Source organism: Klebsiella sp. 54 (genome assembly GCF_018223875.1).
In the GTDB taxonomy this organism is placed as follows: domain Bacteria; phylum Pseudomonadota; class Gammaproteobacteria; order Enterobacterales; family Enterobacteriaceae; genus Klebsiella; species Klebsiella quasipneumoniae.
On record NZ_JAGRRA010000010.1, the window covers coordinates 1 to 22,924 of the forward strand.

A 22,924-nucleotide genomic window follows, 5' to 3' on the forward strand; every position below is an offset into this window, starting at 1 on the left:
TTTGAGAAGATTTTCAGCTGATACAGATTAGTCGATGCGTCCGCAGGACGTGTTGATAAAACAGAATTTGCCTGGCGGCACTAGCGCGGTGGTCCCACCTGACCCCATGCCGAACTCAGAAGTGAAACGCCGTAGCGCCGATGGTAGTGTGGGGTCTCCCCATGTGAGAGTAGGGAACTGCCAGGCATCAAATAAAACGAAAGGCTCAGTCGAAAGGCTGGGCCTTTTGTTTTTGCGTTTTAACAAGAACCCCGTCCCGAAAGGTGCGGGGTTTTTTGCTGTGTGGGGGATATCTCCCCGGCGGCGCTGCGCTTACCGGGGCTACGGGTCCGACATGGAGCCACGCCCCGGTAGCCCGGCCAGGGGGGCTCAGCACCGCCTCCGGCGAAAATCCCACCATATCTCCCTCATCATCTTCATTCAAAGCAACATAAAACCCCGTCGTGGCAATCCCTTCGCCATAATCCACTTTTTCCTTGCTCCTGCGCTGGCGTTGATCGCGAAAACCGTGCTTGCGAAAAAAAATGTGAATGCAATCACATATAAAGATATAACAATTATATAACATTTAGTTTACTAACTAATTTGTCTGCGTGACGTGGTACGCCCGACAAGACAGATTGCAGTCTTTGCTGGAGCAATATAACAATGACAGAGAGTAGCATTACCGAACGGGCCGCGCCGGAGCAGGCTGACACCCGTCGTCGTATTTGGGCAATTGTTGGCGCTTCCTCGGGAAATCTGGTTGAGTGGTTTGATTTTTACGTCTACTCATTCTGCTCGCTCTATTTTGCCCATATCTTCTTTCCATCCGGAAATACCACCACTCAACTTTTACAAACGGCAGGCGTATTCGCCGCCGGATTTCTGATGCGTCCTATCGGTGGCTGGCTGTTTGGTCGGATCGCTGACCGCCGCGGACGTAAAACGTCCATGCTTATTTCGGTCTGCATGATGTGCTTTGGTTCACTGGTAATTGCCTGCCTGCCGGGCTATGCGGTCATCGGCACCTGGGCTCCGGCGTTGCTTCTGTTGGCCCGTCTGTTCCAGGGGCTGTCGGTCGGTGGAGAATATGGCACCAGCGCGACCTATATGAGTGAAGTGGCGATTGAAGGAAAGAAAGGCTTCTACGCCTCTTTCCAGTACGTCACGTTAATTGGCGGACAGCTACTGGCGGTATTAGTGGTCGTGGCGCTCCAGCAGGTGCTGAGCGACGAAGATCTGCATGCATGGGGATGGCGTATTCCTTTTGCTCTCGGGGCAGTACTGGCCATCGTCGCGCTGTGGCTGCGTCGCCAGCTGGACGAAACCTCAAAGCAGGAGACCCGGGCGCTGAAAGAGGCTGGCTCATTTAAAGGGTTGTGGCGTAATCGCCGGGCCTTCGTGATGGTGTTGGGCTTTACCGCCGCCGGATCGCTGACCTTTTATACCTTTACTACCTATATGCAAAAGTATCTGGTCAACACGGCGGGTATGACGGCAAGCACCGCCAGCGTGATCATGACTGCGGCGCTGTTCGTTTATATGCTGGTTCAACCGCTGTTCGGCGCTTTTTCGGATAAAGTAGGCCGCCGTACCTCCATGCTGTGCTTTGGCGTACTGGCGACATTATTTACCGTGCCTATCCTGAGCGCCTTGCAAAAAGTGAGCTCCCCCTATGCTGCCTTCGGCCTGGTGATCTGCGCCTTGCTGATTGTCAGTTTCTATACCTCGATCAGCGGCATCCTGAAGGCCGAGATGTTCCCGGCGCAGGTTCGTGCGCTTGGGGTAGGGCTTTCCTATGCCGTCGCGAATGCCCTGTTTGGCGGCTCGGCGGAGTATGTCGCGCTGTCGCTTAAATCGGCGGGGATAGAGCACGCTTTTTACTGGTACGTAACGGTGATGGCGGCCATCGCCTTCCTGGTCTCCCTGATGCTGCATCGCAAGGGCAAAGGCCTGCGTCTTTAGCCGCTACTGGTGCGCCAGTTGCCACACAGCGTAGCCGGTGGTCGCGCCGGCTACATCCCAGGCGAAATCCTTCCAGCTCCAGCCGCTCCCTGCCGGGCGGCTGTCCCAAAGCTCTTTTGAGGCGCCGAGGCTGACAGAAAACATCAGGCCGATAGCGGCGCTGCGGTCCCGGCTGTAACCCTGATGTTGCGCATATTCATTGCCCGCGGCAGACAGCATCGCCGAGGCCAGAAAATGCTGGGCTTTGTCCTGACCGGACCATGCATCATTTGCCATGTGGCTGCAGCCCGTTAACATCAGCGAAGCAATCACGATTATCGTACGCATAGTGCTTCCAGAAAAAAGCCCCGTCGAGGCGGGGCTGATTGTCAGAGAATACGGCTGATCAGCCGGTCGATGCGGATCCGCCGTAGTCGGCGGATCAGTTTACGCACTTTCACCGGGTAGTCGGCAATACTTTGCAGATCCCGATAATGTTTCACCACCGTGGTGTGGGTGCGGATGAGCTTCAGCTCTTTCTCCCGCATGGCCCCCAACTGCTGCTTTGGATCGTGGATCAGAATGGCATTTTCCAGATCGAGTCGCCAGGCGCGCGGGTTAAGGTTGTTGCCGGTGAGCAGCATCCACTCATCATCAACCCACATGCCTTTCAGGTGGTAGCTGTTATCGTCATCCTTCCACAGGCGGACGATCAGCTGATCGGTATTCACATAATACTGCAGCCGGCTGAGGAAACGCCGCAGGTTGATTTCATACAGATAAGGAAGCGCGCCGATGATTTTAAACGGCTGATCTTCGGGAATATAGAAATCGTTAGCGGTTTTATCGCCGACAATAATCTCCACCTGTTTACCGTCGCGTAGCAGCTGGATGATATTTCTTACCAGCACGGCAGGAAGGTTGAAGTAGGGGGTGCAGATCGTTAACTTGTGCTCGGCACAGGGCATCAGGTGAAAGATAGTTTTGTTCAGCAGGCTGGATTTCCCCAGGCCTACCAGCGGGGTGACGGAGAGTTCTTCGTCACCGGCGGTGCCGACAAAATGGTAGCTGCGGTCGCGGAGCTCCTGACGGTACTGGCGAATGTCGTTTTTGATTTCCGGACTTTTTGGCCGATCCGGTCTGTCGAGACGATTCACACCGCGTCCCTGAACCAGATTATTGTCGACCCAGTCAAACATGACGTCCGCCATTTTGCCGTTTCGGATGCACTGATAGCGATCATAGCGGTACTTATCATGCTGATGCAGATAAACATCGTTCAGGCTGGCGCCGCTGTAGAGGACGCAGTCATCGATAATAAAGCCTTTGAAATGGAGAACGCCGAGCGCCTCCCGGGTGTTAATCGGCACGCCGTAAACGGGGATCTCTACGCCCGGATTTTCAGTGGCCATCCGGCAATACCAGTCGGCGTTGGTGTTGGAGGCGGCGGCGCCGATACGGCCACGTTGAGCGCGGTGCCAGTCCACGAGGACGCGAACATCCAGTTGCGGACGCTGACGCTTGGCGTCATACAGGGCCTGCAAAATTCCTTTTCCGCCATCATCTTGCTCCAGGTAGAGCGCAATAATGCATATACGCTGAGTGGCGTTGGCAATCCGGGTCAGTAACGCTTCCCTGAAATCCGCAGGGGCGTAAAAGAACTCTACATCATCAACTGACTGAGAAAGCTTAGGGAGTTGGGCAAGGTGTTGTTGATGTTTATTACGCTTAAATTTTGACAACATCACAGTGCGTTTCTTCTCTGTTTATTGAAGGGTCTTCTGTACCATGCAGACGACGTAAGCGGGCAATAATACCATTACTACCCGCTAATGTGGTCAACAATTGCGGTCAGCGTCGCGCGATTATCCCTGATTCAGGGGCAGCGACAGACTGACAATCCCATCTTCCAGCTGAATATCAACGGTGAATCCCAGCTTTCTGGCGAGGCCGATCATGCCTCGGTTATTCGGCATCGTAATCCCATTCAGCCGTTGCAGGCCATGGCTTTGCGTATAGGCGATCAGCTTTTCCAGCAGCCTTCGGCCCAGGCCTAACCCTTTCAAATCTGAACGGACCAGCACAGCAAACTCGGCATCAATATTATCAGGGTCGGAGATCGCCCGCGTCACGCCAAGGATCTCGCTCTGTTCCGCAGTGGTCCTGACGGCGACAAACGCCATTTCTCGATCGTAGTCGATCTGGGTCATATTGGCTAAGTCGTCATGGGTAAATTCGTTGATCTCACTAAAATAGCGATAATAGAGATCTTCTTTGGTGACCTGGGCGATAAACGCGAGCAGCTGCGGTTCATCTTCCGGCAGGATCGGCCGGAACAGACAGCGATCGCCATTTTTCATCACCACCCACTCCTCCAGCTGGTGCGGATAGGGACGAATAGCGAGACGGCTTTCACTGTCGCCGCTGAAGGGTGCAAGCCCAAGGGTAACATCCAGCGCCGTAAACTCGTTGCCGGAGGCGAGCAGGGGATGAATATCCAGGCGCTGGATCTCCGGGCAGTCGACGATCAGGTTCGAGACCTGAACCAGCAGCTGGCTTAAGCCCGCGATATCCAGCGGTCGCAATGCGCTGCGGCCGCGGATCTTCTTATTTTTGATCGCCTGGATCACCAGATAACGCGCCAGGTTCATATTCAGCGGCGGCAGCGCCACGGCGGCCTGGTCCTCGGCCCGCCACTCCACGCCGCCTTCGCCCAACATAATCAACGGGCCGAAGAGAGGATCGTGCTCAACCACCACTCTCAGCTCCTGGGCGCCGGCGCGATTGGCCATACTCTGCACCAGCAGGCCATGAATGCGCGCCCGGGGCCAGGCCAGCCTGACGCGATCGATCATCGCATCCGCTGCCTGCTGCACTTCTGCCGCGGTACGCAGATACAACATGACCCCCTGTACTTCTGATTTATGCGGAATATCCGGGGAACGCAGCTTCAACGCAACCGGATAGCCTATCTGCTCAGCAATATGCACCGCTTCCGCGCTGTCAGCGGCGATCCAGGTTGGCAGTGTGTGGATGCCGTAGGCCCGGAGTACCGGGCTGACCTCGTGGGTATCCAGCGTGGTGGCGCCGTCATCGATCGCTTGCTGGAGCAGGGCATGCGCCTTGCTGGTATTGGCGGTTAACGAGTCCGGCAGCACGGGGGTCTCGCGTAGCTGTTTCTGGTTACGGCGGTACTCGACCATATGCATAAAGGCGGTGATGGTCCCCTCCGGCGTACGGTAGGTGGGAAGGCCGGCATCGCTGAACAGCCGTCGCGCCTCCTGGGAGGAGAATTCGCCGCACCAGTTGGTCAGCACGGTGACATATTTGCCACGCGGATGGTGCTTCAGGGCGTCGATCAGCGCCAGGGCGCTCTCGGTGCCCGGCGCGGCGGCGCTGGGAGAGTGGATCACCAGCAGCGCGTCATAGTCCTGGCTGTTAAGCAGAATATTCACCGCCCGCTGATAATGTTCGCTGCTGGCGTCATCGCGTAGATCCAGTGGGTTGGCGATCTCGACGCCGCCCGGCAGCGCCTGGCGCAGAGCCTCGCGCGTCTCCTCGCTGAGGGTCGCCAGCTTACCGTTACGCAACCAAAGCTCATCCAGCGCCAGCGCCGCCGGCGCCGCGCCGTTGCTGACGATCATCAGTTTTTCACCGCGCAGCGGGCGCATATGACTCAGGGTTTCTACGGCGGAGAAGAGCTCATGGGTATCCTGGACCCGCAGTAGACCAGCACGCTGGATGGCCGCATCCCATGCCGGATCCATCCCGGAGTTGACGTGCAACAGCTTCTGCGCCGCGGGACTACGGCCGCTTTTAATCACCAGGATCGGCTTGTTTCGCGAGGCGCTGCGCGCGGCGGAAACAAACCGGCGCGCGTCGCTGAGATGCTCAAGGTAGAGCAAAATGGCGCTGGTTTTGCTGTCTCGGGCCAGAAAGTCCAGCAGGTCATCGACATCTATATCCAGACTATCACCCAGCGCGATGAAGTAGGAAAACCCCATCTCGCGCTGTTGCGCCCAATCAAGGATGGTGTTGGAGACGGCAGCCGATTGCGAGATAAAGGCCAGTTTACCGCGATGGATCGGCACCGGCGAAAAGCTGGCGTTCAACCCTTGCCACGGCGCCAGCAGGCCCAGACTGTTGGGGCCGAGCAGGCGCATCTGATGGCGGGTGGCGCACGCCAGCAGCGCCGGATACTGCTCAGGCTGCGAAGAAAGAATGATGCAGGTCTTGCAGCCTTTCTGCCCCAGGGCTTCAAGCAACTCGAGATTACGCCGCGCGTTGGTACAGAGTACCGCCAGATCCGGCGTAAAGGGCAGGCTCTCGATGGTGGGCCACGCCAGCACCCCGAGCACCGCCTTCCAGGCGGGGGTCACCGGCAGCACTGGGCCATTGAAGCCACCGGCTAGCAGGTTGCGCATCATGAGATAGCCAGCGCGCTGCGGTTTCATTGATGCGCCAATAACGGCGATGGACTTTGGTCGCAGCAGTGCTTCCAGGCCTCGTTGGCTCATACCGGTCTCCTTTCATCCCAGTGACCGAATGATTTTAAACGTTTTCCACCGGGTCCGCTGTGATACTGCCCTTATGCTGGGTTTTTCCCGCCAGGTAACGGGTCCGGAAGCGGGTGAAGTGTTCGCCAAGCGCTGCGGCGGCCGGTGCATCGCCCGCCAGGTCCAGCAGGGCGATGGCCACTTCCGCGGTACAATATTGTCCGTCGGCGTGCGCCTCGCGCAGATGGTAGGCTGAGATGCGGGACAGATCGACGGAGATTATCGGCAGCGCGTCCAGATAAGGGCTCTTACGGAACATTTTACGCGCTTCGGTCCAGGTGCCGTCGAGCATGATAAACAGCGGCGGTTTGCCAGACGGCGGCGCGCTCAGGACCTGGCGCTCCGGCCCGGCGTAGGAGGCGGGGAATACCACCATCGGCTGGTAATCGGGATGGGCGACCAGATCAAGCAGCCCCTGCGACGGCTCGGTTCTCGACCATTGATAAGCCTCGGTATTCGGCAGAATATCGGCGATGAGCCGACCGGTGTTGCTGGGCTTCATCGGCTCCGTATCAAACATCACCAGGCAAAAGCGGCTGGTGGCCTGCGCCGGCGTTAACGTGGCGCACAGACATTGCTTGAGCGGCAGCAGACAGCGCTGGCAGCGGCGGATGCGATTGCCGCGCGCAAGGAAAGGGCGGGTGGCTCGCGCGAGACGTTCGGCGCGCAGGCGAAGGACAGCGTTATCAGTCATGGGAGTCGCTAATGAAAAGCGCTATTGTCGCAGAGGCTAAAACGGGGCACAAGCGGTGCCCCGGAAGGATTACTGCTGTCCGGCTTCGTTCAGCCAGCTATCAAATGGCGCTTTTGGCACCGCGCCATTGAGCATGTCGATCACTTCGCCATTTTTGAACATCATAATGGTCGGGATGCTGCGGATACGAAACCGTGCGCTAAGCTCACGTTCCGCTTCGGTGTTAACTTTCACAAAGCGCATCTTCCCGCTACGCTCTTCCGCAACGTCTTCAAAGATCGGCGCGAAGCTACGGCAGGGACCGCACCATGGCGCCCAGAAATCAACAACGACCGGCAGATCGTCCTTTAAGAGTTTATCCAGCGTTGCCCCGGTCGCGTTGATGACGTCGCCGTCAAAAAGATCGTGACCGCAGCGTCCGCACTTTGCGCCATCCGCGCTACGATCGTCCGGGAGGCGGTTCAGAGCCTGACAACTGGCACAAACGGTATTCATAACTAACCTCTGGTTATGGGTTGCAACGTGGCACGTGGCCGATATGTTTCTGTGATGTTACATATTATCGATTAAGTGTTATTTAAGGACAATGCGTTTTGTTCGATGAGTGCAATAGAGGCCGGCTTTTAAACGAAATCATGGCGAAGCGATGACACATCGGGTAATCTGCGCGCTTCGCGCAGCGCAGGTGGAGAAAATTGATGAGCGACGAACTGAAAAATAAAAGCGGCAAGGTCAAAGTGATGTATGTCCGCAGTGATGATGATTCTGACAAACGCACCCATAACCCACGTACCGGGAAAGGGGGAGGTCGTCCAGGAAAATCTCGTGTTGACGGCCGCAGCCGCCCTGCGCGTGACGAACGAAACAGCCGCGGTGACGATCGTAAACGCGATGACCGCAAGCGTGATGAGCGCAAGCGCGATGATTTTCATCGTGACGATGCGTCCCCGTGGCGTACCGTTTCCCGCGCCCCTGGCGATGAGACGCCGGTAAAAGAAGATCACGGCGGGATCAGCGGGAAGAGCTTTATCGATCCGGAAGTACTGCGTCGCCAGCGCGCGGAAGAGACCCGCGTGTATGGTGAAAACGCCTGTCAGGCCCTGTTCCAGAGCCGCCCGGAAGCTATTGTCCGCGCCTGGTTTATTCAGAGCGTGACGCCGCGTTTTAAAGAGGCGCTGCGCTGGATGGCGGCTAACCGTAAAGCCTATCATGTGGTTGATGAAGCCGAGCTGGCGAAAGCCTCCGGGACCGATCACCACGGCGGCGTCTGCTTCCTGATCAAAAAACGCCACGGCACCTCTGTTGCCCAGTGGGTCGCGAAGGCCGCAGAAGAAGATTGCGTTCTGGCGCTGGAAGACGTGGGTAACCCGCACAACCTCGGGGCGATCATGCGCAGCTGCGCGCACTTCGGCGTGAAGGGCGTTGTGGTTCAGGATGCCGGCGTGCTGGAGTCCGGCGCGGCGATCCGTACGGCGGAAGGCGGTGCGGAACATGTTGAGCCGATCACCGGCGACAGCTTCATCGATACTCTTGATCAATTCCGTCAGGCGGGCTACGCGATTGTCTCGACCTCCAGCCATAATGGTACCCCGCTGTTTAAAGCCGAGCTGCCGAAGAAAATGGTGCTGGTGTTAGGCCAGGAGCGCGATGGCCTGTCGGATGCAGCGATCTCCAGCGCGGACCTCAGCGTCGCCATCGATGGTACCGGCAATGTCGAAAGCCTGAACGTCTCTGTGGCGACCGGCGTTCTGCTGGCGGAGTGGTGGCGTCAGAACAAGGCGTAATACCTGTCCCTGAATAAAAAAGCCAGCTGATGCTGGCTTTTTTTATGGCTGTCGATCACTCGCTTTCGGCGGGAAGGACCGGCATCCAGTCAATCGGTGCTTCGCCGCGCTCGGTCAGCCACTGATTGGTCTGCACGAAATGGTTGCTGCCAAAGAAGCCGCGATGTGCAGAGAGCGGTGACGGGTGCGGCGCCTTCAGTACGCAGTGGCGCTGGCGATCGATAATCGCGCCTTTCTTCTGTGCATGGGAGCCCCACAGTAGGAAGACCACCCCCTCGCAATGCTCATTGATTAACGCGATAACCTTATCGGTAAACGTCTCCCAGCCGAGACTGGCGTGCGAGTGCGCCTGCCCGGCGCGGACGGTCAGGACCGTATTCAGCAGGAGCACTCCCTGGCGCGCCCAGCTTTCCAGGTAACCATGGGTAGGTCGGGTAAAGCCAGGGATAGTGGCCTCGAGCTCTTTGTACATATTTAGCAGCGAGGGCGGGATGGCGACGCCCGGGCGAACCGAGAACGCCAGACCGTGGGCTTGCCCCGGGCCGTGATAGGGGTCCTGGCCGAGAATGACGACTTTGACATCGCCCAGTTCGGTAAAGCGAAACGCATTGAAGACGTCTTTTTGCGGTGGATAGATGGTGATCCCGGACTGGCGCTCTTCGGCGACGGTCTTCAGAGTATTGAGAAAATAGGGTTGTTGCTTTTCATCCGCCAGCACGTCATGCCAGGTTAAAGGGGTGGTCATCTTGCTCTCCTGCAAAGGGTCATTGCTATAGCTTAACGGCTTCTTTCTACAGAACAAAATCGGCACGGCTCAACGCGGGCCTTCATGCAAAAATAATTGAAAATTTACAAAATTATTTATAGCTGTGCATGGCGTAACTTGATGTAAAACAATAAAATCCTTGCATACCCACTTAGAGTGAGTGGTTTTTGTTGATTTACATCAAAGAATGCCGAGGGTGCGGCTGATATATATACACTCATACAACAATGGTTTTACCAATTGGCCGCGAAGAGGCCAAAATCGAATAAACACTGCCTGGGAGGCATCAAATGATTACTGGTATCCAAATTACTAAAGCGGCAAACGACGACCTGCTGAACTCTTTCTGGCTGCTGGATAGCGAAAAAGGCGAAGCGCGCTGCCTGTGCGCCAAAGGTGGTTTTGCGGAAGATGACGTGGTGGCGGTCAGCAAACTGGGTGAAATCGAATACCGTGAAATCCCGGTAGACGTGAAACCAGAAGTTCGCGTGGAAGGCGGTCAGCACCTGAACGTTAACGTGCTGCGTCGTGAAACTCTGCTGGACGCGGTTGAGCATCCGGAAAAATATCCGCAGCTGACCATTCGTGTTTCTGGCTACGCGGTGCGCTTCAACTCCCTGACGCCGGAACAGCAGCGCGACGTTATCGCTCGTACCTTTACCGAAAGCCTGTAAGGCTAACGCCAGATGTGAAAACGCCGGGATAACCCGGCGTTTTTTTTACTCTTCGTTGGGCGCTGATGGCGTCCCGGCTGCGCTTGGTTTCCGGCGCTTACCGATATTTTTCGTATCGCGGTGGCGCTTTTTCACCCGCGGCTTTTCTTTTTCTTTCTCTTTTTTCTCGGCGCGTTTCGCCAGCACTTTCTTCGATGGTTTACCGGTCAGCTTCTCGCTTGGCGCGCGGGTTTTTGGTCGCAATTCATCAATCACCCGAGCTTTCAGCGGTTCTTCAACGTAGCGGCCGATCTTGCCCAGCAACAGGTGGTCGTGCGCTTCAACCAGCGAAATCGCGGTGCCTTTCTTACCTGCACGCCCGGTACGACCGATACGGTGCAGATAGATGTCGGCGGTGCGCGGCATATCGAAGTTAAAGACGTGGCTGACGTCCGGAATATCGATACCGCGGGCGGCGACGTCGGTAGCGATCAGCACGTTTACGCGGCCATCGGTCAGACGCTTGATGGCTTCGTTACGCTTGGCCTGCACCATCTCGCCTTCCAGCCAGCAGGTGTTAATCCCGGCTTCACGCAGCCAGTTGGCCAGCTCATGCACGCGCTCGCGCTTGCGCACAAAGACGATAGCGCGGGTAGCTTCCGGCTGTTGCAGCAGATTCACCAGCAGTTTGGTTTTATGTTCGATATCGTCAGCGCGGTAGTACCATTGATGGATTTTCTTGCGCTCGCGAGTCGACGGGTTAGCGGAAACTTCAACCGGCTCCTCCAGAAGACGTTCGGCGAAGTCTTTGATCGCATCGCCTTCGAGCGTCGCGGAGAACAGCATGGTCTGCTTGCGCCAGCGGGTTTCACCGGCGATGGTTTCGATATCCTGCGCAAAGCCCATGTCCAGCATGCGGTCGGCTTCATCGAGGATTAGGGTCTCGACGGCGCGGCAGTCGAAGTTCTCTTCTTTTATATACTGCAGCAGGCGACCAGTGGTGGCGACCACGATGTCCTGGTTTTCGCTGAACACTTCCGCGTGGTTCATGTAGGCTACGCCGCCGGTAATGGTGGCGATATCCAGATGGGTATGCTTTGCCAGCTCGCGGGCGTGGTCAGCCACCTGCATCGCCAGCTCGCGGGTCGGCGTCAGGATAAGAATACGCGGCGGGCCGGATTTCTTACGCGGGAAATCGAGCAGGTGCTGCAACGCTGGCAGCAGATACGCCGCCGTTTTACCAGTGCCGGTCGGCGCTGAACCGAGGATGTCACGGCCATCGAGCGCAGGCGGAATAGCGGCGGCCTGAATGGCTGTCGGGCGAGTGAAACCTTTATCCTGGAGGGCCTCCAGCAGGTTTTCGTCGAGTTCAAGTTCGGAAAAAGTCGTTACAGTCATGTTCTACCTCTGAGTGGGCCGCCGATTATAGACGTTACTGACGTAATGTTCATCTGTTTGTAAGGCTATCTGTTCTCCGGTATTGTGCATAGCCTTACGTTCAGGAGTTTTTGTCGGCAAGGTTATTGAGGATGTCTCAGTCGAAGTTTGCGCTGCCGCGCAATGGTTTTACCTTCAAACAGTTTTTTGTCGCCCACGATCGTTGCGCGATGAAGGTGGGTACCGACGGCATTTTGCTCGGCGCCTGGGCGCCGATTGCCGGGGTGAAGCATGTGCTGGATATTGGCGCGGGCAGCGGCCTGCTGGCGCTAATGCTCGCCCAGCGTACCGGCGATGATGTATGTGTCGATGCGGTTGAACTGGACGCAGAGGCCGCCGCCCAGGCGCAGGAAAATGCTCTCGCGTCGCCATGGGCTGCGCGGGTTGAGGTCTGTCAGGCCGATATTCATCAGTGGCAGCCGCCGCAGACCCGACGCTATCAACTGATAATCAGTAACCCGCCCTTCTTTGCGGAAGGGGTGCCTTGCGCCACCTCGCAGCGGGAGCAGGCGCGGTATACCACTACGCTCGATCACGCTTCTCTGTTGACCTGCGCCGCTGAACATATCACCGAAGAAGGCTTTTTTTGCGTGGTGCTGCCGGTAGATATCGGTAATGCGTTTATCGAACGGGCAACCGCGATGGGCTGGCACCTGCGACTGCGCACTGACGTGGCGGAGACCGAGCTGCGGCCGCCGCACCGGGTGCTGCTGGCTTTCTCCCCGACGGCGGGGGAGTGTTTCAGCGACAGGCTGGCGATTCGCGGGCCAGAGCAGCAGTATTCTGAAGGCTTTACCGCTCTGACCGAGGATTTTTATCTCTTTATGTGAGCCAGGGGCGACAGTATCGACGGGCCGCTGTTCGGCAGCGGCTGCGGATAGTCGAGGGTGTAATGCAGACCGCGGCTCTCTTTGCGCAACATCGCGCAGCGTACGATAAGCTCCGCCACCTGCACCAGATTGCGCAGCTCCAGCAGATTATTCGAGACGCGGAAGCGGGCGTAATACTCATCCAGCTCCTGCTGCAGCATGGTAATGCGCCGCAGGGCGCGCTCCAGCCTGCGGGTGGTGCGCACAATCCCCACGTAATCCCACATCAGCAGCCGCAGCTCGTGCCAGTTATGCTGGATAACCACCAGTTCATCCGGGATCTCCACCTGACTTTCATCCCACGCCGGCAGGGTGCTAACCTTCTGGGCCAGCGGCAGGCGTCGGGCAATATCTTCCGCGGCGGACCAGCCGTAAACCAGGCACTCCAGCAGCGAGTTCGAGGCCATACGGTTCGCGCCGTGCAGCCCGGTATAGCTGACTTCGCCGATAGCGTATAACCCATCGACGTCGGTGCGGCCATTATCATCCACCATCACGCCGCCGCAGGTGTAATGTGCGGCAGGGACGACCGGTACCGGATCTTTGGTTAAATCAATTCCCAGGCCGAGCAGCTTCTCGTAAATCATCGGGAAGTGCTGGCGAACAAACGCCTCGGGTTTATGGCTGATATCAAGGAACATACAGTCCACGCCAAGGCGCTTCATCTCATGATCGATGGCGCGGGCGACGATATCGCGTGGGGCCAGCTCGCCGCGCTCGTCAAAGTCCGGCATAAAGCGGGTACCGTCCGGGCGTTTAAGGTGGGCGCCTTCGCCGCGCAGCGCTTCGGTAAGCAGGAAGTTGCGCGCCTGCGGATGATACAGCGCGGTGGGGTGAAACTGATTAAATTCCAGATTTGCCACCCGGCAGCCCGCCCGCCAGGCCATCGCGATACCGTCTCCGGAAGAGACGTCGGGGTTAGTGGTGTATTGATAAACCTTGGCGGCTCCGCCGGTGGCGAGCACCACCGCCTTCGCGCTGCAGGTTTCCACGCGCTCTTTATTGCGGTTCCAGATCCACGCCCCGACCACCCGGCGCGTGCCTGGCAAGCCAATCTTATCCGATACGATCAAGTCGACGGCATTGCTGCGCTCAAGGATGCGGATATTGGGGTGGGCGAGGGCTTTATCGACCAACGTCGTCTCCACCGCTTTGCCGGTAGCGTCGGCGGCGTGGAGAATGCGCCGATGGCTGTGGCCCCCTTCGCGCGTGAGATGATAGCTCTCTTCGCCATTGGCCTGGACCTGAGTGTCAAACAATACGCCCTGATCGATAAGCCACTGGACGCATGATCTGGCATTGCTGGCGACGAAGGTGACCGCATGGCGATCGCATAACCCTGCGCCGGCAATCAGGGTATCTTCGACATGGGATTCAATACTGTCCGTCTCGTCGAAAACGGCGGCAATCCCGCCCTGGGCATAGAACGTAGAACCTTCGCTGATCGGCCCTTTACTCAGCACGGTCACCGAACTGTGCTCTGCCAGGCGCAGCGCAAGGGAGAGGCCGGCAGCGCCGCTGCCGATAATCAACACATCACAAGAGAAGTCAGGAGTGGTATTCATCGTCTTTGTTTAATTTACTAAACACATTTAGCTCACAATAGCACCAGCTCGTGAGGAATCGTACATTTTTTTTGGCGGGCGTTGTGACGGCTAAACAGCAGGCGAGCGGAAACGGTCTGGAGCACGGCGAAAATGAGACGCGTGGCAGGTTGATAGCATTGGATTTTATAGTGAAATAAACGCCGTGTTACGATACCCTTCAGGCGGGCCTGCGCTTTTTCTTATTGACTAACCTATCGTTTAGCAACCAGGGCATATAATGATTGATAACGATCTGCCGCCGTTGCCAGACAAAAAACAAAAAGCGTAACGGAACTTTATTGTTTTCATACACTCCAACAGTCAGCTTGCTCATAATGCAGATTTTGGGTGGTGTTTTGAAGACGCATGGGAATTGGGTTTGGGGAGACATTACCTCGGATGAGCGAGCAGTTAACGGATCAGGTCCTTGTTGAACGGGTCCAGAAAGGAGATCAGAAAGCGTTTAATTTGCTGGTAGTGCGCTATCAGCATAAGGTCGCGAGCCTGGTTTCCCGCTATGTACCGCCGGGCGATATCGCTGACGTCGTTCAGGAATCGTTCGTTAAGGCATGGCGTGCGCTGGACTCTTTCCGGGGAGATAGCGCTTTTTACACCTGGTTATACCGTATCGCCGTCAATACGGCGAAGAATTATCTGGTTGCTCAGGGACGCCGTCCGCCGTCCAGCGATGTTGACGCCAACGAGGCGGAAAACTTCGAAAGCGGCGGAGCGTTGAAAGAAATTTCGAACCCTGAGAACTTAATGTTGTCAGAAGAACTGAGACAAATAGTTTTTCGTACCATTGAATCGCTCCCGGAAGATTTACGCATGGCAATTACGTTACGGGAGCTGGATGGCCTGAGCTATGAAGAGATAGCCGCTATCATGGATTGTCCGGTTGGGACGGTGCGTTCGCGTATCTTCCGGGCGCGAGAAGCTATTGATAATAAAGTTCAACCGCTTATCAGGCGTTGACGATAGCGGAATACTGGAAAAGGGTATCAGGCATGCAGAAAGAAAAACTTTCGGCTTTAATGGATGGTGAAACGCTGGATAACGAACTGCTCAACGAGCTGAGTCGTTCTTCTGAGATGCAAAAAACCTGGGAGAGTTACCACCTTATCCGCGATACGCTGCGTGGCGATACCGCAGAGGTGCTGCAATTTGATATCTCCGCCCGGGTGATGGCCGCCATTGAAAATGAGCCCGTTCGTCAGACGGCGCCGCTTATTCCTGAATCTCAGCCCGCACCACACCAGTGGCGGCAGATGCCGTTCTGGAACAAAGTGCGTCCGTGGGCCAGCTCACTAACCCAGATGGGCGTTGCCGCCTGCGTATCGCTTGCGGTTATCGTCGGCGTCCAGCACTATAATGGGCAGTCTGATGCCGCTCAGCAGCCAGAGGCGCCGGTGTTCAATACGCTGCCAATGATGGGCAAAGCGAGCCCGGTAAGTCTTGGCGTACCGGCTGACGCATCAGCAGGTAGCGGCCAGCAGGCTCAGGTCCAGGAACAGCGCCGGCGGATTAACGCCATGCTGCAGGACTACGAACTGCAGCGCCGCCTGCACGCTGAGCAGCTTCAGTTTGGCCAGGCCCAGACTCAGCAGGCCGCAGTCCAGGTGCCGGGTTATCAAACTTTAGGAACGCAATCGCAGTAATGAAGCAACTTTGGTGTGCCATGTCGCTCATGGCAGGCAGTCTGTTGTTCTCTGTCAACGCCTCGGCTGATACATCGTCCGGGGCGTTGTTGCAGCAGATGAACCTGGCCAGCCAGTCCCTCAACTATGAGCTCTCGTTCGTCAGCATCAGCAAACAAGGCGTTGAGTCGCTGCGCTATCGTCACGCGCGACTGAACAATCAACCGCTGGCGCAGCTTCTGCAGCTGGACGGTCCGCGCCGGGAAGTGGTCCTGCGCGGTACGGAAATCAGCTATTTTGAACCCGGCCTCGATCCTTTCACCCTGAACGGCGACTATATCGTCGATTCGCTGCCGTCGTTGGTTTACAGCGATTTCAAACGTCTCAGCGCAGCCTATGATTTTATCTCCGTAGGCCGTACCCGTATCGCCGACCGCCTCTGCGACGTGATCCGCGTCGTGGCTCGCGACGGCACGCGCTATAGCTTTATCGCCTGGCTGGACGCTGAGACTAAGCTGCCGCTGCGCGTCGATTTACTTGACCGCGACGGTGAAACGCTGGAGCAGTTCCGGGTCGTCTCTTTCAACGTTGGCGATAACGTCAGCGCCAGCATGGAGACGCTGGCAAAAGCGAGTTTGCCGCCACAGCTGTCGGTGCCTGAAGGGGGCGACAAAGCCAACTTCAACTGGGCGCCGACGTGGCTCCCTCAGGGCATGACTGAGGTTTCCAGCAGCCAGCGTCGTCTACCCACCTTTGATGGTCCGGTAGAATCACGTCTCTATTCCGACGGCTTGTTCAGCTTCTCGATCAATATCAACCGCGCCACCGCGGCCAGCAGCGACCAGCTGTTGCGCACCGGCCGACGCACCGTCAGCACGACGGTACGCGATAACGCGGAGATCACCGTGGTGGGCGAACTGCCGCCGCAGACGGCGAAGCGTATCTCAGACAGCATTAAATTCAAGGCAGTACAATGATCAAAGAGTGGGCCACCGTGGTTTCCTGGCATAACGGCGTGGCGCAGGTGCACTGCGACGTTAAAGCCTCCTGCAGCAGTTGCGCCTCCCGCGCCGGCTGCGGCAGCCGGGTATTAAACAAGCTGGGGCCGCAGACCAGCCATACCATCAGCGTGCCCTGCGAGCAGCCGTTGACGGCGGGGCAAAAAGTGGAGCTGGGGATCGCCGAGAGCAGTCTGCTGGGTTCGGCGCTGTTGGTCTACATGGCGCCGCTGGTGGGGCTGTTTGTGATGGCGTCGATTTTCCAGGTGCTGTTTGCCAGCGATATCGCGTCACTTTGCGGCGCGCTGCTGGGCGGCGTCGGCGGGTTCCTGGTGGCGCGCGGTCTGTCGCCGCAGCTGGCAGCGCGCCAGTCGTGGCAGCCGGTGATCCTGAGCGTCGCGTTGCCGCCGGATCTGGTGCGTATCGAAACGCCTTCCTCCGACATGGGTCAGTGATTTCACTGGCCCTTATCTTTATTTACCCTTCCTGTTACAACGCCACAATTTCTGCGGTTATGCTGGATCTAACAGCATTTCCTGGTTTCAAGGATGTAGTGTAGAATGCGGCGTTTTCGGATTAAAAAACGTCAGGCACAGTACAGCGGCCTCATGATACTCGTAAGGCATAATTAACTCTAAATATGAAGAATATACGTAACTTTTCGATCATCGCTCACATCGACCACGGTAAGTCGACGCTGTCTGACCGTATCATCCAGATTTGCGGTGGCCTTTCTGATCGTGAAATGGAAGCCCAGGTTCTGGACTCCATGGATCTTGAGCGCGAACGCGGGATCACTATCAAGGCGCAGAGCGTCACCCTGGACTATAAAGCCAACGACGGTGAGACCTATCAGCTGAACTTTATCGACACCCCGGGCCACGTGGACTTCTCCTATGAAGTCTCCCGTTCCCTCGCCGCGTGCGAAGGCGCGCTGCTGGTGGTTGACGCCGGGCAGGGCGTAGAAGCCCAGACCCTGGCCAACTGCTACACCGCCATGGAGATGGACCTGGAGGTCGTTCCGGTACTCAACAAGATCGACCTGCCTGCGGCCGACCCTGAGCGCGTAGCGGACGAGATTGAAGATATCGTCGGGATCGATGCCCATGATGCGGTGCGCTGCTCGGCGAAAACCGGCGTCGGCGTGACCGACGTGCTGGAGCGTCTGGTGCGCGATATTCCGCCGCCGGAAGGCGATCCGGACGCGCCGCTGCAGGCGCTGATTATCGACTCCTGGTTCGATAACTACCTCGGCGTGGTGTCGCTGGTGCGGATTAAAAACGGCACCATGCGCAAGGGCGATAAGATCAAGGTCATGAGCACCGGCCAGGTCTATAACGCCGACCGTCTGGGCATCTTTACCCCGAAACAGGTTGACCGTACCGAGCTGAAATGCGGCGAGGTTGGCTGGCTGGTCTGCGCGATCAAAGACATCCTCGGCGCGCCGGTGGGCGATACCCTGACCGCCGCCCGCAACCCGGCAGACAAAGCGCTGCCTGGCTTTAAGAAGGTGAAACCGCAGGTGTATGCCGGCCTGTTCCCGGTGAGCTCCGATGATTATGAAGCTTTCCGCGACGCGCTGGGCAAACTGAGCCTCAACGACGCCTCTCTGTTCTACGAGCCGGAAAGTTCTACCGCGCTGGGCTTCGGCTTCCGCTGCGGCTTCCTCGGCCTGCTGCACATGGAGATCATTCAGGAGCGTCTGGAGCGTGAATACGATCTCGACCTGATCACTACCGCGCCGACGGTAGTGTACGAAGTGGAGACCACCTCCAAAGAAGTTATCTACGTCGACAGCCCGTCCAAGCTGCCGCCGCTGAATAATATTCAGGAGCTGCGCGAGCCGATCGCCGAGTGTCACATGCTGCTGCCGCAGGAGTTCCTCGGCAACGTGATCACTCTGTGTGTGGAGAAACGTGGTGTGCAGACCAACATGGTTTACCACGGTAAACAGGTGGCGCTGACCTACGAAATCCCGATGGCGGAAGTGGTGCTCGACTTCTTCGACCGTCTGAAGTCTACCTCCCGCGGCTATGCGTCGCTGGACTACAACTTCAAACGCTTCCAGGCGTCGAACATGGTACGCGTCGATGTGCTGATCAACGGCGAGCGCGTCGATGCGCTGGCGCTGATCACCCACAACGATAACGCGCCGTATCGCGGCCGCGAGCTGGTGGAAAAGATGAAAGATCTTATTCCGCGTCAGCAGTTCGACATCGCGATTCAGGCGGCCATCGGCAACCACATCATCGCGCGCTCTACCGTGAAACAGCTGCGTAAAAACGTGCTGGCGAAATGCTACGGCGGTGACGTCAGCCGTAAGAAAAAGCTGCTGCAGAAGCAGAAAGAAGGTAAGAAGCGTATGAAGCAGGTCGGTAACGTTGAACTGCCGCAGGAAGCGTTCCTCGCCATTCTGCACGTTGGTAAAGACGGCAAATAACCCTAAGGAGTTGGCATGGCGAACATGTTTGCCCTGATCCTGGTGATTGCAACCCTGGTGACGGGCGTTTTATGGTGCCTGGACAAGTTCATTTTTGCACCGAAACGTCGTGAGCGTCAGGCCGCTGCTCAGGCAGCGACCGGCGAGCAGCTGGACAAAAAGACGTTGAAGAAAGTCGGCCCGAAACCGGGCTGGCTGGAAACCGGCGCATCAGTTTTCCCGGTGCTGGCGATCGTTCTGGTGGTACGTTCATTCATTTATGAGCCGTTCCAGATCCCGTCCGGTTCGATGATGCCGACTCTGCTGATTGGCGATTTCATCCTGGTGGAGAAATTTGCCTACGGCATTAAAGATCCTATCTACCAGAAAACGCTGATCGAGACGGGCCATCCGAAGCGCGGCGACATCGTGGTGTTTAAATATCCGGAAGACCCGCGCCTGGACTACATCAAGCGCGCGGTGGGGCTACCGGGGGATAAGGTCACCTACGATCCGATTGCCAAGCAGGTCACTATTCAGCCGGGCTGCAGCTCCGGACAGGCCTGCGGCAACGCGCTGCCGGTGACTTACTCCAACGTGGAGCCGAGCGATTTCGTTCAGACTTTCTCCCGCAGCAACGGCGGCGAGGCGAGCAGCGGTTTCTGGCAGCTGCCGAAGGGCGAAACCAAAGCCGACGGCATTCGCCTCACCGAGCGTCAGGAGACGTTGGGCGACGTCACGCATCGTATTCTGATGGTGCCGATTGCTCAGGATCAGGCTGGCATGTATTACCATCAGAGCGGTCTGCCGCTGGCCACCTGGATTGTGCCGCCGGGTCAGTACTTCATGATGGGCGACAACCGGGATAACAGCGCCGACAGCCGTTACTGGGGCTTTGTGCCGGAAGCAAACCTGGTCGGAAAAGCCACCGCTATCTGGATGAGTTTTGAAAAGCAGGAAGGTGAATGGCCGACCGGTGTGCGGTTATCGCGCATTGGTGGAATTCATTAATTTCATCTGCTGAATTCACGCCGCTGCTGTTATCGCAGCGGCGTGAATTATTTAGTATTTAAATCCATTCAAACTAACGACATCCCGTGTCGTTGCGTATAGAATATCCCCCCGAAGTTTTTGGTTGTCGCTCTGCCGGGTGACACTGCACACGAAAGCGTATTGGTCTGTTTCAACTTCCTGTTTGAAGCGTATGCTCAGGTCGGTTTCGTGTGCTGCATCTTTGACGCATTCATTTATTGGTAACGCATGAACCCCATCGTAATTAATCGGCTTCAACGAAAGCTGGGCTACACTTTTCATCATCAGGAGCTGTTGCAACAGGCATTAACTCACCGCAGTGCCAGCAGCAAACATAATGAGCGCCTGGAATTTTTAGGCGACTCCATTTTAAGTTTCGTGATCGCTAACGCGCTGTATCATCGCTTTCCTCGCGTGGATGAAGGCGACATGAGCCGTATGCGCGCGACGCTGGTGCGCGGCAACACGCTGGCGGAAATCGCCCGCGAGTTTGAGCTGGGCGAATGCTTGCGCCTCGGGCCGGGCGAACTGAAAAGCGGCGGTTTCCGTCGCGAATCGATTCTCGCGGACACCGTTGAAGCGTTAATTGGCGGGGTTTTCCTCGACAGCGATATTCAGAACGTTGAACGCTTAATTCTCTCCTGGTACCAGACTCGTCTGGACGAAATCAGCCCGGGCGATAAGCAAAAGGATCCGAAGACGCGTCTGCAGGAGTATCTGCAGGGTCGTCATCTGCCGCTGCCGTCCTACCTGGTGGTCCAGGTGCGCGGCGAAGCGCACGATCAGGAATTTACTATCCACTGCCAGGTCAGTGGCCTGAGTGAACCGGTGGTTGGCACAGGTTCCAGCCGTCGTAAGGCGGAGCAGGCTGCCGCCGAACAGGCGCTGAAAAAGCTGGAGCTGGAATGAGCGAAGAAAAAAGTTATTGTGGGTTTGTCGCCATCGTGGGTCGTCCAAACGTTGGCAAATCCACGCTGTTGAATAAGCTGCTTGGGCAGAAGATCTCGATCACCTCCCGTAAAGCGCAGACCACCCGTCACCGCATCGTCGGCATCCATACCGAAGGGCCGTATCAGGCGATTTACGTCGATACTCCGGGCCTGCATATGGAAGAGAAGCGCGCCATTAACCGCCTGATGAACAAAGCGGCCAGCAGCTCGATTGGCGATGTTGAACTGGTCATCTTCGTGGTGGAAGGCACCCGCTGGACGCAGGACGACGAGATGGTGCTCAACAAGCTGCGCGACGCGAAAGCGCCGGTGATCCTCGCGGTCAACAAAGTGGATAACGTGCAGGAAAAAGCGGATCTGTTACCGCACCTGCAGTTCCTCGCCAGCCAGATGAACTTCCTTGATATCGTGCCGATGTCGGCGGAAACGGGGACCAACGTCGACACCATCGCGGCGATCGTGCGTAAGCATCTGCCGGAAGCGATCCATCACTTCCCGGAAGATTATATTACCGATCGTTCCCAGCGCTTTATGGCCTCCGAAATCATCCGTGAAAAACTGATGCGTTTCCTTGGCGCTGAGCTGCCGTACTCCGTCACTGTGGAAATCGAACGTTTTGTGACCAACGAGCGCGGCGGTTACGACATCAACGGCCTGATCCTCGTCGAGCGTGAAGGGCAGAAGAAGATGGTGATTGGCAACAAAGGCGCCAAAATCAAAACCATCGGTATCGAAGCGCGTAAGGACATGCAGGAGATGTTTGAAGCGCCGGTGCACCTCGAGCTGTGGGTTAAAGTGAAATCCGGCTGGGCCGATGACGAGCGCGCCCTGCGCAGTCTCGGTTATGTTGACGACCTCTGAGTTAACGCAACGTGGATGGATGGCAGCGCGCCTTTGTCCTGCATAGCCGACCGTGGAGCGAAACCAGCCTGATGCTGGACGTCTTCACGGAAGAATCCGGTCGCGTGCGCCTGGTTGCCAAGGGCGCACGCTCCAAACGCTCGAATCTTAAAGGCGCTTTACAGCCCTTTACCCCCTTGCTGGTTCGCTTCGGCGGCCGCGGCGAAGTCAAAACCCTGCGCAGCGCGGAAGCTGTCTCGCTGGCGCTGCCGCTCAGCGGCATCACCCTCTACAGCGGTCTTTACGTTAACGAGCTTATCTCTCGTGTGCTGGAGCACGAAACGCGCTTCTCCGAACTCTTTTTTGACTATTTGCACTGCATTCAGGCGCTCGCCGGGGCCAGCGGCTCGCCGGAGCCGGCGCTGCGGCGCTTTGAGCTGGCGCTGCTCGGGCACCTGGGCTATGGCGTGGATTTTCTCCACTGCGCCGGGAGCGGCGAGCCGGTGGACGACACCATGACCTACCGCTATCGCGAAGAAAAAGGCTTTATTGCCAGCCTGGTGATTGATAACAACACGTTTACCGGGCACCATTTGAAAGCGTTGGCGAGTCGCGAGTTTCCTGATGTTGATACGCTGCGCGCCGCGAAGCGCTTTACCCGTATCGCCCTGAAGCCCTATCTCGGCGGCAAACCGCTCAAGAGCCGGGAATTGTTTCGCCAGTTTATGCCCGCGCGAAAGGCGCGAGCGGATAATACGAAGAATGATTAACGAGGAT

At 57.1% G+C, this 22,924-nt stretch carries 22 protein-coding genes and 1 rRNA gene; 15 read left to right on the forward strand and 8 right to left on the reverse strand.

Going from position 1 to position 22,924, the window contains the following annotated elements; translation table 11 throughout:
- Nucleotides 1-70 precede the first annotated feature (70 nt).
- Together rrf and KHQ24_RS18540 are read left to right on the forward strand one after the other, a co-directional pair.
- Nucleotides 71-186 (forward strand): 5S ribosomal RNA (gene rrf, locus KHQ24_RS18535).
- Between the two features lie 462 nt (nt 187-648).
- Nucleotides 649-1,947 carry an MFS transporter gene (locus tag KHQ24_RS18540; RefSeq protein ID WP_004201810.1) on the forward strand — a complete coding sequence of 433 codons (1,299 nt, stop codon included), beginning with the start codon at nt 649-651 and terminating at the stop codon, nt 1,945-1,947.
- A gap of 3 nt (nt 1,948-1,950) precedes the next feature.
- On the opposite strand, the gene KHQ24_RS18545 is transcribed toward KHQ24_RS18540, so the two are convergent.
- The 5 genes from KHQ24_RS18545 to trxC form a co-directional block, all read right to left on the reverse strand.
- Nucleotides 1,951-2,274 carry a YfiM family lipoprotein gene (locus KHQ24_RS18545; RefSeq protein ID WP_004201811.1) on the reverse strand — a complete coding sequence of 108 codons (324 nt, stop codon included), beginning with the start codon at nt 2,272-2,274 and terminating at the stop codon, nt 1,951-1,953.
- Nucleotides 2,275-2,315: 41 nt separating this feature from the next.
- Entirely contained in the window at nt 2,316-3,671 is a 1,356-nt protein-coding gene (pssA, locus tag KHQ24_RS18550) for a CDP-diacylglycerol--serine O-phosphatidyltransferase (RefSeq protein WP_004201812.1), read from the reverse strand.
- A 120-nt stretch (nt 3,672-3,791) separates the two neighbouring features.
- Nucleotides 3,792-6,443 carry a bifunctional acetate--CoA ligase family protein/GNAT family N-acetyltransferase gene (locus KHQ24_RS18555; protein ID WP_065905439.1) on the reverse strand — a complete coding sequence of 884 codons (2,652 nt, stop codon included), beginning with the start codon at nt 6,441-6,443 and terminating at the stop codon, nt 3,792-3,794.
- 34 nt (nt 6,444-6,477) lie between these two features.
- Nucleotides 6,478-7,176: a tRNA-uridine aminocarboxypropyltransferase gene (gene tapT, locus KHQ24_RS18560; RefSeq protein WP_126065305.1), complete on the reverse strand. Its 699-nt coding sequence runs from the start codon at nt 7,174-7,176 to the stop codon at nt 6,478-6,480.
- A 69-nt stretch (nt 7,177-7,245) separates the two neighbouring features.
- Nucleotides 7,246-7,671, reverse strand: a complete 426-nt coding sequence (gene trxC / locus KHQ24_RS18565; protein ID WP_002914091.1) for a thioredoxin TrxC — start codon at nt 7,669-7,671, stop codon at nt 7,246-7,248.
- A gap of 203 nt (nt 7,672-7,874) precedes the next feature.
- Here trxC and KHQ24_RS18570 point away from each other — a divergent pair, with 203 nt between their 5' ends.
- Nucleotides 7,875-8,960 (forward strand): tRNA/rRNA methyltransferase, encoded by a 1,086-nt coding sequence (locus KHQ24_RS18570; RefSeq protein WP_023318890.1) that lies wholly within the window; start codon nt 7,875-7,877, stop codon nt 8,958-8,960.
- A 55-nt stretch (nt 8,961-9,015) separates the two neighbouring features.
- On the opposite strand, the gene ung is transcribed toward KHQ24_RS18570, so the two are convergent.
- Entirely contained in the window at nt 9,016-9,705 is a 690-nt protein-coding gene (ung, locus tag KHQ24_RS18575; protein WP_004201816.1) for a uracil-DNA glycosylase, read from the reverse strand.
- 311 nt (nt 9,706-10,016) lie between these two features.
- Between ung and grcA the strand changes: the two genes are divergently transcribed.
- Entirely contained in the window at nt 10,017-10,400 is a 384-nt protein-coding gene (grcA, locus tag KHQ24_RS18580; protein ID WP_002914084.1) for an autonomous glycyl radical cofactor GrcA, read from the forward strand.
- Nucleotides 10,401-10,445: 45 nt separating this feature from the next.
- Here the strand turns inward: grcA and srmB are convergent, their stop codons facing one another.
- On the reverse strand, nt 10,446-11,777 hold the full coding sequence (gene srmB, locus KHQ24_RS18585; protein ID WP_004201817.1) for an ATP-dependent RNA helicase SrmB: 1,332 nt from the start codon (nt 11,775-11,777) through the stop codon (nt 10,446-10,448).
- 131 nt (nt 11,778-11,908) lie between these two features.
- Between srmB and trmN the strand changes: the two genes are divergently transcribed.
- Nucleotides 11,909-12,646, forward strand: coding sequence for a tRNA(1)(Val) (adenine(37)-N(6))-methyltransferase TrmN (gene trmN, locus KHQ24_RS18590; RefSeq protein WP_053810078.1), 738 nt, complete (start codon nt 11,909-11,911; stop codon nt 12,644-12,646).
- On the opposite strand, the gene nadB is transcribed toward trmN, so the two are convergent.
- Nucleotides 12,631-14,250: an L-aspartate oxidase gene (gene nadB, locus KHQ24_RS18595; RefSeq protein WP_017900412.1), complete on the reverse strand. Its 1,620-nt coding sequence runs from the start codon at nt 14,248-14,250 to the stop codon at nt 12,631-12,633. The genes trmN and nadB overlap by 16 nt on opposite strands.
- A gap of 328 nt (nt 14,251-14,578) precedes the next feature.
- Here nadB and rseD point away from each other — a divergent pair, with 328 nt between their 5' ends.
- From rseD to recO, 10 genes are all read left to right on the forward strand, one after another.
- Nucleotides 14,579-14,674, forward strand: a complete 96-nt coding sequence (rseD, locus tag KHQ24_RS24600) for a rpoE leader peptide RseD (protein WP_121980491.1) — start codon at nt 14,579-14,581, stop codon at nt 14,672-14,674.
- Nucleotides 14,671-15,246 (forward strand): RNA polymerase sigma factor RpoE, encoded by a 576-nt coding sequence (rpoE, locus tag KHQ24_RS18605; protein WP_002914074.1) that lies wholly within the window; start codon nt 14,671-14,673, stop codon nt 15,244-15,246. Before rseD ends, rpoE begins: the two co-directional genes overlap by 4 nt.
- Before the next feature lie 32 nt (nt 15,247-15,278).
- Complete coding sequence (rseA, locus tag KHQ24_RS18610) at nt 15,279-15,929, forward strand: anti-sigma-E factor RseA (RefSeq protein ID WP_004201820.1); 651 nt, start codon at nt 15,279-15,281, stop codon at nt 15,927-15,929.
- The gene (gene rseB / locus KHQ24_RS18615; protein WP_211777404.1) at nt 15,929-16,885 is read left to right on the forward strand and encodes a sigma-E factor regulatory protein RseB; all 957 of its coding nucleotides are present in this window, start codon (nt 15,929-15,931) and stop codon (nt 16,883-16,885) included. The genes rseA and rseB overlap by 1 nt, the downstream gene beginning before the upstream one ends.
- The gene (rseC, locus tag KHQ24_RS18620) at nt 16,882-17,361 is read left to right on the forward strand and encodes a SoxR-reducing system protein RseC (protein WP_004201822.1); all 480 of its coding nucleotides are present in this window, start codon (nt 16,882-16,884) and stop codon (nt 17,359-17,361) included. The genes rseB and rseC overlap by 4 nt, the downstream gene beginning before the upstream one ends.
- A 185-nt stretch (nt 17,362-17,546) precedes the next feature.
- On the forward strand, nt 17,547-19,346 hold the full coding sequence (lepA, locus tag KHQ24_RS18625; protein ID WP_004201823.1) for a translation elongation factor 4: 1,800 nt from the start codon (nt 17,547-17,549) through the stop codon (nt 19,344-19,346).
- Between the two features lie 15 nt (nt 19,347-19,361).
- Complete coding sequence (lepB, locus tag KHQ24_RS18630; RefSeq protein ID WP_004201827.1) at nt 19,362-20,336, forward strand: signal peptidase I; 975 nt, start codon at nt 19,362-19,364, stop codon at nt 20,334-20,336.
- A gap of 249 nt (nt 20,337-20,585) precedes the next feature.
- Nucleotides 20,586-21,266, forward strand: a complete 681-nt coding sequence (gene rnc, locus KHQ24_RS18635) for a ribonuclease III (RefSeq protein WP_002914065.1) — start codon at nt 20,586-20,588, stop codon at nt 21,264-21,266.
- Nucleotides 21,263-22,168: a GTPase Era gene (gene era / locus KHQ24_RS18640; RefSeq protein WP_017900415.1), complete on the forward strand. Its 906-nt coding sequence runs from the start codon at nt 21,263-21,265 to the stop codon at nt 22,166-22,168. The genes rnc and era overlap by 4 nt, the downstream gene beginning before the upstream one ends.
- Nucleotides 22,169-22,179: 11 nt before the next feature.
- Complete coding sequence (recO, locus tag KHQ24_RS18645) at nt 22,180-22,917, forward strand: DNA repair protein RecO (RefSeq protein WP_004201833.1); 738 nt, start codon at nt 22,180-22,182, stop codon at nt 22,915-22,917.
- The last annotated feature ends 7 nt before the right edge of the window (nt 22,918-22,924 follow it).

What these genes read in the sequence shown, in the direction of transcription:
- KHQ24_RS18540 (WP_004201810.1), top strand. Translation starts at nt 649, where the DNA reads ATGACAGAGAGTAGCATTACCGAACGGGCCGCGCCGGAGCAGGCTGAC.
- KHQ24_RS18545 (WP_004201811.1), bottom strand. Translation starts at nt 2,274, where the DNA reads ATGCGTACGATAATCGTGATTGCTTCGCTGATGTTAACGGGCTGCAGC.
- pssA (WP_004201812.1), bottom strand. Translation starts at nt 3,671, where the DNA reads ATGTTGTCAAAATTTAAGCGTAATAAACATCAACAACACCTTGCCCAA.
- KHQ24_RS18555 (WP_065905439.1), bottom strand. Translation starts at nt 6,443, where the DNA reads ATGAGCCAACGAGGCCTGGAAGCACTGCTGCGACCAAAGTCCATCGCC.
- tapT (WP_126065305.1), bottom strand. Translation starts at nt 7,176, where the DNA reads ATGACTGATAACGCTGTCCTTCGCCTGCGCGCCGAACGTCTCGCGCGA.
- trxC (WP_002914091.1), bottom strand. Translation starts at nt 7,671, where the DNA reads ATGAATACCGTTTGTGCCAGTTGTCAGGCTCTGAACCGCCTCCCGGAC.
- KHQ24_RS18570 (WP_023318890.1), top strand. Translation starts at nt 7,875, where the DNA reads ATGAGCGACGAACTGAAAAATAAAAGCGGCAAGGTCAAAGTGATGTAT.
- ung (WP_004201816.1), bottom strand. Translation starts at nt 9,705, where the DNA reads ATGACCACCCCTTTAACCTGGCATGACGTGCTGGCGGATGAAAAGCAA.
- grcA (WP_002914084.1), top strand. Translation starts at nt 10,017, where the DNA reads ATGATTACTGGTATCCAAATTACTAAAGCGGCAAACGACGACCTGCTG.
- srmB (WP_004201817.1), bottom strand. Translation starts at nt 11,777, where the DNA reads ATGACTGTAACGACTTTTTCCGAACTTGAACTCGACGAAAACCTGCTG.
- trmN (WP_053810078.1), top strand. Translation starts at nt 11,909, where the DNA reads ATGTCTCAGTCGAAGTTTGCGCTGCCGCGCAATGGTTTTACCTTCAAA.
- nadB (WP_017900412.1), bottom strand. Translation starts at nt 14,250, where the DNA reads ATGAATACCACTCCTGACTTCTCTTGTGATGTGTTGATTATCGGCAGC.
- rpoE (WP_002914074.1), top strand. Translation starts at nt 14,671, where the DNA reads ATGAGCGAGCAGTTAACGGATCAGGTCCTTGTTGAACGGGTCCAGAAA.
- rseA (WP_004201820.1), top strand. Translation starts at nt 15,279, where the DNA reads ATGCAGAAAGAAAAACTTTCGGCTTTAATGGATGGTGAAACGCTGGAT.
- rseB (WP_211777404.1), top strand. Translation starts at nt 15,929, where the DNA reads ATGAAGCAACTTTGGTGTGCCATGTCGCTCATGGCAGGCAGTCTGTTG.
- rseC (WP_004201822.1), top strand. Translation starts at nt 16,882, where the DNA reads ATGATCAAAGAGTGGGCCACCGTGGTTTCCTGGCATAACGGCGTGGCG.
- lepA (WP_004201823.1), top strand. Translation starts at nt 17,547, where the DNA reads ATGAAGAATATACGTAACTTTTCGATCATCGCTCACATCGACCACGGT.
- lepB (WP_004201827.1), top strand. Translation starts at nt 19,362, where the DNA reads ATGGCGAACATGTTTGCCCTGATCCTGGTGATTGCAACCCTGGTGACG.
- rnc (WP_002914065.1), top strand. Translation starts at nt 20,586, where the DNA reads ATGAACCCCATCGTAATTAATCGGCTTCAACGAAAGCTGGGCTACACT.
- era (WP_017900415.1), top strand. Translation starts at nt 21,263, where the DNA reads ATGAGCGAAGAAAAAAGTTATTGTGGGTTTGTCGCCATCGTGGGTCGT.